Below are 11,970 nucleotides of genomic sequence, written 5' to 3' on the forward strand. Positions count from 1 at the left end.
GTTTTATTTAATGAACATCGCGTCTCCGAAAGAAAAGAAACGGTAATTTTGTAATACTGCATCGTTGTAAGCTTTTAAAATAAGGTCACGGTTCGCGAATGCAGATACCAACATAATCAAAGTTGATTTTGGTAAATGAAAATTGGTGATTAGCGCACCAATGGTTTTAAATTGATACCCTGGGTAGATAAAAATTTTGGTTCTAAAGATACCTGGAACGAATTGATTGGTGTAATTACTTTCAAGCGTTCTTACAGTTGTTGTCCCAACCGCAACAATTCTTTTCTTTTGTTTCATCGCTTCATTGAGCCTTTTCGCAGCTGTTTCTGTAATTTGATAGACTTTTTCATGCATATGATGATCCATAACATCCTCTGTAGAAGTCGGTCTAAATGTGCCAAGACCTACATGAAGTGTGATTTCAATGATTTCAACGCCTTTAGCCTTTATCGCTTCTAATAGAGGCTTTGTGAAATGTAATCCTGCAGTTGGTGCTGCAGCACTCCCAATTTCTTTCGCATAAACCGTTTGATAGCGGTCTTTTTCTTCTAATCTTTCATGAATATATGGTGGTAGCGGCATTTCACCTAATTGATCCAAGACTTCATAAAAAATCCCTTCATAACTGAAGACAAAGGATTTGATACCTTCCTCTTTTTCTTTCACACAGGTTGCGATGAGTTTATCTTCACCAAAACTGATTTTAGTCCCGACTTTTACACGTCGGCCTGGTTTGACTAAAGCATCCCATGTGGATTCAGTTTGTTCTAATAACAATAACTCAATGACTGCGTTGGTATCGACTTTTGTTCCAATTAAGCGAGCAGGCATAACCTTCGTGTTATTTAAGACCAAAACATCGTTTTCAGAAAGTTCATTGATAATGTGGTTAAACTGTGTATGAGTGAAAGACTCATAATGACGATCAACAACAAAAAGGCGTGATTCATCACGACTTTTCAGTGGGTGTTGTGCAATTAAACGTTCAGGTAGTTCAAAATCAAAGTCTGCAGTTCTCATTATTCAAATAGTCCTTTTAAATATTTTTTACCCAGTGCTTGGTAACTCTTTTCCATAGCAATTCGGCCACGGGCAGTCCGCTTAATAAAACCTTCTTGTAGTAAATAAGGTTCGTACACGTCTTCAACGGTAGTAATTTCTTCACCGATTGTTGCAGCAATCGATTCAAGTCCAACCGGTCCGCCTGCAAATTTTTCAATTATAGCTTGGAGATAACGTTTATCGGTATGGTCAAGACCATTCGCAGAAATGCCTAATTTTTCTAGAGCATGGTGGGTAATGTCGAGTGTAATGATACCATCCCCAATAATCTCAGCAAAGTCACGAACACGTCTGAATAATCGGTTCGCAATACGGGGTGTTCCGCGTGAGCGTTTCGCTAATTCCATCACAGCATCTGGTTTAATTTCGGTTTTATATACAGATGATGTGCGTTTAACAATGAGTGCAAGTTCATCTTGTGTATAAAAGGATAAGCGCATTACGACACCAAAACGATCGCGTAATGGTGCAGATAAATCTCCAAATCGGGTGGTTGCACCTACGAGTGTAAATGGTGGTAAATCAATGCGAATAGAACGGGATTGTTGGTCTTTTCCAATCACGATATCAATCACGAAATCTTCCATGGCAGCGTACAATACTTCTTCGACCACTCTCGGAAGTCTGTGGATTTCATCAATAAATAGAACATCCCCTGGTTCAAGTGAGGTTAAAATCGCAGCGAGGTCACCACTACGTTCAATCGCAGGTCCTGAGGTTACTTTCATATTGACACCCATCTCATTCGCAACAATTTGCGCGAGTGTTGTTTTTCCTAAACCAGGAGGTCCATAAAACAAAATATGGTCCAAAGACTCATCACGCTTAAGCGCCGCTTTGATATAGACATCCAACATATCTTTGATATCTTTTTGTCCTATATACTCATTCAGTTTTTGGGGGCGTAACGTTTGGTCTTCATCCTCTTTCATTGCTAATGAAGAGATGAGTCGTTCATCTGTTGTCATAGAATACCTACTTTATCATCATTTGTAATGCCTGTTTAATACGTTTTTCGATTGAAAGTGCGGGGTCTAACTTAGATAGCACTTTTCTGAGTTCAGAGGGCGAATACCCTAAAGCTATGAGCGCTTCTTGAACCTCATCTTTTTGGTTCACATTAATTTCTAAGGCTTTCTTATCGAGTTTACCCTTCAAATCTAAAATGATTTGTTGAGCGCTCTTAGGGCCAATGCCTGGAAACTTCGTTAAGAATTTAACGTCTTGATTTTCAATAGCATATTCGATTTGCTCAGGTTTACCAGAAGCTAAAATCGAGAGTGCACTTTTAGGCCCGATTCCAGAGACACTAATAAGGTCTTGAAAAAGGCGTCTCGCTTCTTTGGTATCGAATCCGTACAATGTATCTTGATCTTCACGAACATGATGGTGAACATACATTTTAACCGATTCACCTAAAGTATAAATATATGGGTTTGGAGCAATAATTAAATACCCTACACCTTGATTATCCACAACCACGTTGGTAGGTTCAATTTCTGTGATGGTTCCAACTATATATGCATACATAAAAAAATCACCTCAATAATATTCATATTATAACATAAAATCTCAGTTTACTGGCGTTTTTCTAGTACAATCCGTGATTTATAATCACTATAAATGATCGTAAGCCCTAATAATTTAGATAGGTATTCAAATGACACAAATTGATAAAAACATACGTGGGTAATATCACGAACATACCACCACGATGGCACTTTATCTAATTCAGGATAAAATTGTGTTTGGATAAGGAGTCTTCCCCCCGGTTTAAGTAATTCAGTTAGACGTTTAAACTCCGGGATTGGATCTTTAAAGTGTTCCACCACTTCAATGCATATAATTGTGTCGTAGGTTTGAGTTAAAAGCTTTTGATCATTATGATAGTATAAATCAAATCCAAAAAGGCCTGGAATAAAGTGCTTTTGAATAAGTCCTTCACCACAACCATAATCGAGAATGGTTCCTTCATGCATATATATACCGATGAACTCATCAAAAATACGTTTATGATATTCAATATATTTGAAGTCATCAGCATCATTATTGTGTGTATCATAGCGTTTCTTCGCTTCATCGTCCGAAACCCAGTGTTTTAAATCTTTATGCAATATTTGAGTTTCAGGATCGAGATAAAATTGTAAGGGTGTTGTTTTTTTAATCATTATTTATTACCTTCATAGATTGATTATATCAAATCACTGCTTTATTATGGTATAATAAACAAGAATCAGAGGTGGTTTATTTGATTCAAATAAACGCTAAAAATTACGAATCTAAACAAAAAGAACGTTTCGATACGCTTTTTCGTCGTGTCTTAACGGCTTACGCAATTACCAACGAAACCGCTCACCAATTAAAATCTACACGCGTTTCTCTTGAAAGTTTACATGACCAAATTCAAGAACTGAATCGTCAATACGAGAACTCCCTCATTCGCTATACCAAAGATTATTCCAACCAGCTCTCTGATATCAACCGTAAACACCAAGAATCACTCCATGAACTCGACGAAAACTACGCACAATCCTTAAAACACTTCAAACAAACCATAGTGGATGAAAACATCCAAGCTAACAAAAAATTGACTGAAATTCATATAAACTTTCAACGTCAAACCCAACAGACCAATGTCCATATCTACCGTGCGCTTTTAGATATGAAACAACAACACCAAGCCATCGATTTTGAATATGATCAAGCTAAAACAGCTTACCAAAAATCGATTGATGAAATCGAAGTAGCCAAAATCCAAAAATTAAAAGATATCGATAGTGTGTATGAAAACGAATTAAAGGACAATAAAGCAGCTGACCAAGCCCGTTTGGCACGTTTAAGTTCTGAAAATCAACGTATTCAATCGAAGCGATCAATAGAACAAACTGATTACGAGGAATCCATTCTTAAAATCAAAACCATATTCAATCGTGTGACTATTAAGTTCAATCAAAAAATTCGGGACATTCAAAAAAAATACCAGTCCATTATGGGCCAACAAGAAGCGAGTATCCAAAAGGAAATTGATCAGATTCAAGAACTCATGGATGGTTTAAAAGTCACTTTTCAAGAACAAGAACGATCTACAAGAGATGAATTCGAATTAGAATTAATTAAATATGACAAGCGTTTTGATCAGCTTAAAATTAATTATGAAAGCAATAAAGATCAAATCGTTAGGAACTACTCTCGCGACATCACTGTCTCCAATTCTCGTCTTGCACATCAAAAGGAATTACTGAATCAACAAATTATCGAACTTGAAAAACATACTAAACAAAGACGGTTAGATTTATCGGTTGAAGACCCAGATTATCGTGAAAAAATGGCGAATATTAACAAGAATTACATTAAAGATTATAACAATCTCGAACATCAAGCCAAAATCGCGATGCGTGACACAGCAAAACAAAACCTCGAACGAAAGAAACGTTATCAACAAGAACTACTTACCCATGAGTTTGAATACATTCGTAATCAGGAAATCTATCGACTCAAGCGTCTATTTTCTGAACGTCACAAGGACCAAGCTCTCAAGCAACATAAATATGCTTTTGATAAAGAGTGGCTCATACTATCGAACCAAAACAAACTCTTAGAAAAACGCTTATTCATTGAAAACCAAATACTTCGTGAAAAACAGGGTCTTGAAATATATCCTTACGAAGCGATGGTACTTCTGGCTCGTGAAATTCATGACGCAGAAACCAATTATCGGACATTAGAAAATAACCATTACCGTCAACTGTTCAGCCTTAAAGAACGGAAATTAACTTACCTATCAACAATTGATGAGAATACCATCAAACATGAAAAGAATAAAATCATACAAAAACACGAGTTTGATATCAAGCGCACCAACGTGGTCGCTTATTTAGACATGGAATATGCCAAAAATGAACTTTCTGGTAAAAAAATCATCTTAGAGGAACAAAAGAAATCGCACGAATTACACTATCAAAAACGGGAAAAGTTCTACTTGTTTGATCAAGACAAAGCGAAAGAAATTCGCATGTTTGATCAAAAGATGATTTCATTTTCCCAAAAGCTTCTAGGACAAATCGTTGAGGTACAAGAATCTAAAGCACTCATTGAATACGATTCCCATGTTGAACTTGAAAAAAGCCGTTATACGAAGGAAATTGGTATCAGAAAAGCCAAACGAATCCTAGATACATCCATGAATGAAACCCAGCGTCAAAAACGCTTATTTGACATCTATTTTCAAATGATCTTAGTCATACAAAATGAATTTGAAAACATCTTATTATTGTTAAGAGATATCTACCAAACCTCTTCTATTCAACAATGGCGTGCTTCACTTTCATATATTCATGAAATCCTTCAAGAACAAACTGCATTAAAATCGGATATTATTAAGAAACTAGAATCGGAAACCACCGCCTACTACCAAGAAAAAATCAATGAATTAACCGCTTTTAAATACATGAACTTAAAAGAGTCTATCATAAGCGATTATGAGTCTGAGCACAAACTGTATGTCGAACAGATTTCGATGCTCGATGAGCAACTTAAATCCTTACGATCTAAAGGGGCTGATTTGTTTCAACAAATTGCTCATCTTCAAAATGAAAACGCAAATATCGAAGCGACTAAAGACTTAATCAACGAGCAAATATCTAAGTTAACGACGCGTTTATTGAATAAACAACAACGTAAAACGGCACGAAATTTAAAGAATCAAATTTCACAACTGAATAAAGAAATTAATAAGAATAACGATCTCATCAAACACATTAAAGGTCAAATTCGTCAAACCAACAAAGAAATGCTTAGTTTAGACAAGAATCATAAACCGCTTGAGCTTATGTTGGTAAAAATTGAAAAGAATCGTGCTTTGCGAGAAAAGAATCTCGACCGTTCTCAATATGAAGAAGGTCGTGTATACTACGACTCCATCGACGCTATTGAGGCACTGACTAAACTCATTCACGCTAATAATGAGTCTCTTTTATCAGAAACAAAGGCACTTCTGACTGAACTCGATCGTGATGTTATTCTAGAAAAATCATTCTCAAGTAACTATATTTATTTAACTAAGAAAGCGATTAAAACCCGTACGAAATTCTTAGAGTTTCACAAACAAGGTATCGAACTTTGTGATCAACAATTCATCCAAATCCGTAATGAACAACATCGTATTATGAGGGAATATGAGAATGCGTTTAGTTTAACCAAACACAACATCGATCATACATTGAATAAGCGAACCCAAAAAATGGAAGAAAAAATCAATGAGTTAGAAAAGTACCGTATCGCCTTTACACGTGTCCAAAAACGTCAACTCGAGGCTCAAATACGATCCATTGACCAAGCCATGAAACACTTTGATGAACAACATCAAGATCAGGTTGCATTAGGACAACAATCGCTTAATAATGCGATTGAAAGACGTGATTCCTTATTACAAGCAACGAAACTTAACACTGAGAATGTAATTGCTGATCTTGAAATTAAATACAAGACAGCTAACGCTGCCATTGACAGTGAAAATGCCATTGCATATAAAGATTTGTCTAGAAAGATTTCATCCATCGATAGTGAAATCAAACAAGCTACCTTAGTCTTTGATGAAAAGATCGCTTTTTACGGTGAAAAGGATAAAGCTGCAAGAACGCGTATATCCGATAATTTAAACCAAAGTCGTTCAAAATCTAATCGTAAGATTGTTCAATTTCAACTTGAGATTGAAATGCTTAAACTTCAAATGAAACGTCAGGCGAAGCGGGCTGAGGTACTATATACCAAAAAGATGAACAGGTTGTCATTAAGAGAACGTCTTGCACAATACCCAATACGATTTGAAACATCGAAAACGATTCGTCAACGTAAAACCTTGGCTAAACGCACTTGGTTACATCGAAACAATCAAATGAAGCAGTAAAAAAACCCATCATGGGTTTTTTTAATGTTGTTCTAACCAGTTGTAAATATCATTCATTACATCTTCTCGATCAATTTCGTTTAAAATCTCATGCCAGTCATTCGGATAAACTTTCAAACTTTTATCGTTTTTACCTAATAAATCAAATAAACGTTGACTGAATTCGACTGGTACAATCTTATCAAGCGCACCATGTAACATCAATATCGGTTTGTTATGGTACATAAGGTGTTTATTTAAGTCTTTGACCCCTTTAATGAACATTTCACCTGCTAGGTTAACATAGTAAGACTTTAAAACCAATGGGTCTCTCATATAGTCATCTTCGACTTTTTCAATATGTGATAACATATTTCGAGCTAAATTATTCTTAACCTTAATAAATCCATAGTATTTAAATCCAATTCGACGGACGAGTTTAACATCATTAATAAACCAAGTCGGTCCTGCACTGGTAATTGAACCTTCAAATTCATTTTCACGTGACATCACTAAATGTGTAATAAGAGCCCCCATAGAATGACCAAGTAGGATGTTGTGCTCGCCTTTATGCGTTTGGAAGACTTGGTTGACATCTTCTAGAAAATCTTCATATGAACGGATATAACCGCGCTTTCCTTCTGATCTTCCATGTCCTCTAAGGTCAAATCGAACAACGGAATAACCTTTTTCGTTTAAAAATTTCGCAACATGGTCATAGCGACCCGAGTGTTCTGCAATCCCATGAACAATAAAAATGCGTTTTTTTTCATTGGGTATGATATTTGTTACAATATGTAGTTTCATGTTCGATGTCTCCTATATACTTATTATAAAACAAAAACACACTTTCAACTATAGAAAGTGTGTAAAATTAATGTTTAATCAGTAAATTCAAATTCGTATTCAAAGACTCTAACGTTATCTCCGGATTTGACTCCTGCTTTTCGTAATGCTTCGTCAACCCCGTAACTTCGTAGTTGTCTCGCAAAACGCTTAACGTTTTCTTCTTTGGTAAAATCAGTTCTCATGAATAAGCGATATAACCCTTCACCTTTAACCACATATACACCATCACTGGCCTTTTCAATGGTAAAGAACGCTTCTTCTTTGTTTTTGATGTAGTTTTTATGAACTTCACCAATTTCAAATTTAGGGGTTGTTTCTACCAATTCCATCGTACGATAAATAAGTTCTTTTAAACCTTGTTTAGTCACAGATGAGATTGGATAGACTTCATAGGAATCACCGATTTGTTCTTTAAACTTTTCTAGATTAGCCCATGCATTCGGTAAGTCCATTTTGGACGCCGCAATGATCATTGGACGTTTGAGTAAATCATAATTATAGGATTCGAGTTCCTTGTTGATTTTTAAGAAATCTTCATATGGATTTTTTTCTTCAAGACCATCCATTTCAACAACGTGAATAATGACACGGCAACGTTCGATGTGTTTTAAGAATTGAATACCTAACCCAGCACCTAACGACGCGCCTTCAATTAAACCTGGTAGATCGGCCATAACAAAACTTTGATTTTCTCCTACATAGACTAAGCCTAAATGCGGTTCTAATGTTGTAAAGTGGTATTCAGCAATCTTCGGTTTAGCACGAGAAACGGAAGAAATCAGTGTGGATTTACCAACGGAAGGATAACCAACCAAACCAACATCGGCGAGTACTTTTAACTCTACACGAAGGTTTTTGGCTTCACCAAGATCCCCTTTTTCACAAATTTCTGGAGCCGGGTTACGATGGGTTGCGAACGCTTCATTACCGCGTCCACCACGGCCACCTTTAGCAAGCAATAGAGTTTGACCGTGCATGGTCAAATCACCAATCAACACATTGGTATCTTGGTCGAATACCATCGTTCCGACCGGCACTCTAAAATAGGTATGTTCGGCATTACGTCCGTTTTGGGATTTATTTAAACCCGATGTCCCGTCTTTAGCAGTCAGGTGCTTATTAAATGATAAATCTAATAACGTTGATATACCTTCATCAGCGACAAAATAGACATCCCCACCAGCACCGCCAGACCCACCAGCCGGGCCTCCATACTCAACATATTTTTCACGGCGAAAAGCTACGATACCATCGCCGCCTCTGCCACCTTTTACTTTGATAAATACTTCATCTTTAAACATGTGAACCTCCTAAATTGAAAAAAAAGGATAAGCGGGCTTATCCTTCGTAGACTGAAACTTGTTTTTTATCTCTGCCAAGACGTTCGTATTTGACAATGCCGGTTACTTTAGCAAATAAAGTATCGTCACCACCACGACCAACGTTGTTACCAGGATGTACTTTTGTTCCGCGTTGACGGTAGATAATTGAACCAGCAGTGCAGAATTGCCCATCTGATAGTTTAGCGCCTAGACGTTGAGCTGCTGAATCGCGTCCGTTACGAGAAGAGCCCGTGCCTTTTTTCGATGCGAATAACTGAATGTTTAATTGTAACATGTTATCCCTCCTTTTGGTGTTTTATATATTTAGGGTATTGTAGTTCGAGTTCATTGAGCGTTTCGCTTAAGTTGATTAAGACTTGCTCAAGGATAGGATTGGATTTTATGACTTTCAAATCGAAGAACCCGTCTTCTACTTGAACTGCATAATCTCCGTTAAAGCCCATTCTTTCTAATAAGTTTGCTGAAAGGATGGTCGCTGTAGATACTGCAGCACAAACGATGTCTTCGCCATGTTTTTTATAATTGGCATGTCCACTCACACGAATGGATGTGATCGTTTGGTCCTTACACACATGATACTTAATCATATGTTGTTATTATGCGTTGATGGATTCAACGACTAGTTTAGTATAGCTTTGTCTGTGACCTTGTTTGCGTCTGTAGTCTTTTTTAGGTCTATACTTGAAGACAATAATCTTCTTGCCTCTACCTTGCTTAACTACTTTAGCTGTAACAGATGCGCCATTTACCAATGGATTACCAACGATTGTTGATTCACCACCGATGAGTAAAACTTCATTAAAGGTAACAACTTCGTCTGCTTGAGCGTCTAGTTTTTCAACGTAGATTTCTTGACCCACTTCAACTTTGATTTGTTTACCACCAGTTTTAATCATTGCGTACATTACAAATACACCTCCTTATTATGTTATGAAGACTCACTATCTGAGGTAATGGGTAAACCCATCTTTGAGACCTGTTCTATGTGGTATTCTTTGCAACGCTACTATTTTACCTTAGTTATTAACTAATGTCAATCGGAACTCTCAATATTCTTAAAAATCTGTCGATTCATCTTCTTTATTGCGTTTAAACATATCGAAGAACTTTTGAGGGAAATGAATAATTGAATCTTTGACAACAATAGGAATCATTTTCAACGATTCCATAAAAGCACCTTTTTGAATGGCTTTGCGGCTAAGTTCTTTGCTGTCAGCAAATAGATATTTACGCGTAACAACGCCAATTCGAATGGTTAGTAAACCATTAGTAATACCTTGTGCTACAGAAGACATAACTGGTTTAATAAGCGGTATTTCTCCAAGCATATTAGCAGTTGAGGTTGGTAATATATCGTTTAAATTGATATTTTCTAATCCTTCAGCAATCAGTGCTGTTGTAAATACGTTAATTGTTAATTTAGCAAGATTCTTGTAACTCGGTCTGAATCCACACATTTGTACCAATTCTTTAATCATACGAATATTCACAACAACAACTGTGAATAAATCAAGGCGACCATTTTGTGAAATCGCGGTTGAAATCAATACCGTTTTCGCATGTCTCATGATGACTTTATTCATCTTCTTTTTCATGGTCGAACTGTAAATCTCATTCAATACTTTTTGAAGTGCTTCCGGATCATCAATCGCTTCTTTAAGCTTCTCTTTCTCTGTTTGCGAAATTTCATCACGATCTAATAAATTTTTAGATACACGTTTGTATGTGAGATATCTTCTACGTGTTGGTTTATTGTCCATTACTGTTTCGATAGAAAAGGCTGGGGATACCAAAATGATTCGTACAGGGTTAATGACGAGTAGGTAGGTTAATAGGAATGCGACAACATAAAACCCATAGGCTACGTACTCATGGATGTTGGCTAGGCGTTCCCCAATATCAATAATCGAGGATATTAAGATGAGTAAAAATAAAATGATGACACCAAATGCAATCGCTACCCAAAATCTCGTACTTCCTGATGGCTTTTGTCTTGGTTCTTTCACTTCAGTTTCGGTTTCAATCATGAGTGGTTCTTTTGATTCTTTTGCCATATTTTCACATCCTTGTTACTATTATATAACAAATCTAATCAAAATGATATTTACGATTTTCTTTAATCGAATAACACTGCTTATAGCCCATCACGACATGATCAATCACCATTACACCCATAATTTTGGCAGACTGTTCAAGCAGTTCTGTGGCTTTATAATCGGCTAAAGATGGGGTAGAGTCCCCACTGGGGTGGTTGTGTACAAATATCACCGATGCTGCAGCCAATTTAACCGCATGCTGAAACACTTCGCGTGGGTGAATATTCGATTGATTGAGTGTACCGATATAAAGCCGTTTGGTTGCGATTATTTGATTTTTCATATCTAAATATAGAGTATAAAAGTGTTCTTGCTCGAGATGACTTAATCTGTGTTTCATATGACTATAGATATCTTTTGTGGCTGCAATTTGAATTCTTTTTTCTTCGTGATTTTTAGTTATTCGTTTAGAAAGTTCAAGAGCTGCTAAAACTGTACAGGCTTTTGCAGTTCCAATACCAGGCATTTGAATCCATTCTTGAAAACTCACTTTCTCGAGTTCCTTCAATTGGTCAAAACGGTGTAATACCGATTTTGATAGTTCAATTACAGACTGAGATTTTGTCCCTGTATGGAATAGAATCGCCAAAAGTTCATAATTTGACAATGCTTCCACTCCAAGTTCAATTAAACGTTCACGGGGTTTATCATCTGACATCATTTCTTTAATCATTAACATCCTATCACCTCTTTTAATACATACCATTACAGCCCTTAAAAAAAGAAAAGACCCTGC

At 36.5% G+C, this 11,970-nt stretch carries 12 protein-coding genes; 1 reads left to right on the forward strand and 11 read right to left on the reverse strand.

Annotation, left to right across the window (positions count from 1 at the left end; all coding sequences use genetic code 11):
* Window positions 1-3: 3 nt before the first annotated feature.
* The 4 genes from queA to N7603_RS05210 are packed head-to-tail and all read right to left on the reverse strand — an operon-like array spanning window position 4 to window position 3,230.
* The gene (gene queA, locus N7603_RS05195) at window positions 4-1,020 is read right to left on the reverse strand and encodes a tRNA preQ1(34) S-adenosylmethionine ribosyltransferase-isomerase QueA (protein ID WP_262096305.1); all 1,017 of its coding nucleotides are present in this window, start codon (window positions 1,018-1,020) and stop codon (window positions 4-6) included.
* Window positions 1,020-2,030, reverse strand: coding sequence for a Holliday junction branch migration DNA helicase RuvB (ruvB, locus tag N7603_RS05200; RefSeq protein ID WP_262096306.1), 1,011 nt, complete (start codon window positions 2,028-2,030; stop codon window positions 1,020-1,022). Before ruvB ends, queA begins: the two co-directional genes overlap by 1 nt.
* Window positions 2,031-2,037: 7 nt before the next feature.
* Window positions 2,038-2,592 carry a Holliday junction branch migration protein RuvA gene (ruvA, locus tag N7603_RS05205; RefSeq protein WP_262096307.1) on the reverse strand — a complete coding sequence of 185 codons (555 nt, stop codon included), beginning with the start codon at window positions 2,590-2,592 and terminating at the stop codon, window positions 2,038-2,040.
* Between the two features lie 47 nt (window positions 2,593-2,639).
* Window positions 2,640-3,230, reverse strand: coding sequence for a class I SAM-dependent methyltransferase (locus tag N7603_RS05210; protein ID WP_262096308.1), 591 nt, complete (start codon window positions 3,228-3,230; stop codon window positions 2,640-2,642).
* A gap of 80 nt (window positions 3,231-3,310) precedes the next feature.
* Here N7603_RS05210 and N7603_RS05215 point away from each other — a divergent pair, with 80 nt between their 5' ends.
* On the forward strand, window positions 3,311-6,967 hold the full coding sequence (locus tag N7603_RS05215) for a hypothetical protein (protein WP_262096309.1): 3,657 nt from the start codon (window positions 3,311-3,313) through the stop codon (window positions 6,965-6,967).
* Window positions 6,968-6,988: 21 nt separating this feature from the next.
* Here N7603_RS05215 and N7603_RS05220 read toward each other — a convergent pair whose 3' ends face one another.
* The 7 genes from N7603_RS05220 to radC all read right to left on the reverse strand — a co-directional run bounded on the left by N7603_RS05220 (window position 6,989) and on the right by radC (window position 11,913).
* Complete coding sequence (locus N7603_RS05220; RefSeq protein WP_262096311.1) at window positions 6,989-7,753, reverse strand: alpha/beta hydrolase; 765 nt, start codon at window positions 7,751-7,753, stop codon at window positions 6,989-6,991.
* Window positions 7,754-7,827: 74 nt separating this feature from the next.
* Window positions 7,828-9,096: a GTPase ObgE gene (gene obgE, locus N7603_RS05225; RefSeq protein WP_262096312.1), complete on the reverse strand. Its 1,269-nt coding sequence runs from the start codon at window positions 9,094-9,096 to the stop codon at window positions 7,828-7,830.
* A 37-nt stretch (window positions 9,097-9,133) separates the two neighbouring features.
* On the reverse strand, window positions 9,134-9,412 hold the full coding sequence (gene rpmA / locus N7603_RS05230; protein ID WP_262096313.1) for a 50S ribosomal protein L27: 279 nt from the start codon (window positions 9,410-9,412) through the stop codon (window positions 9,134-9,136).
* Window position 9,413: 1 nt separating this feature from the next.
* Entirely contained in the window at window positions 9,414-9,725 is a 312-nt protein-coding gene (locus tag N7603_RS05235) for a ribosomal-processing cysteine protease Prp (RefSeq protein WP_262096314.1), read from the reverse strand.
* 9 nt (window positions 9,726-9,734) lie between these two features.
* The gene (gene rplU, locus N7603_RS05240) at window positions 9,735-10,043 is read right to left on the reverse strand and encodes a 50S ribosomal protein L21 (protein ID WP_262096315.1); all 309 of its coding nucleotides are present in this window, start codon (window positions 10,041-10,043) and stop codon (window positions 9,735-9,737) included.
* Between the two features lie 150 nt (window positions 10,044-10,193).
* On the reverse strand, window positions 10,194-11,192 hold the full coding sequence (locus N7603_RS05245; RefSeq protein WP_262096316.1) for a YcjF family protein: 999 nt from the start codon (window positions 11,190-11,192) through the stop codon (window positions 10,194-10,196).
* Between the two features lie 34 nt (window positions 11,193-11,226).
* Window positions 11,227-11,913 carry a RadC family protein gene (gene radC, locus N7603_RS05250; RefSeq protein WP_262096317.1) on the reverse strand — a complete coding sequence of 229 codons (687 nt, stop codon included), beginning with the start codon at window positions 11,911-11,913 and terminating at the stop codon, window positions 11,227-11,229.
* Window positions 11,914-11,970: the final 57 nt, after the last annotated feature.

It is taken from the genome of Paracholeplasma vituli (assembly GCF_025446935.1).
Taxonomy (GTDB): Bacteria; Bacillota_I; Bacilli_A; order Acholeplasmatales; family UBA5453; genus Paracholeplasma; species Paracholeplasma vituli.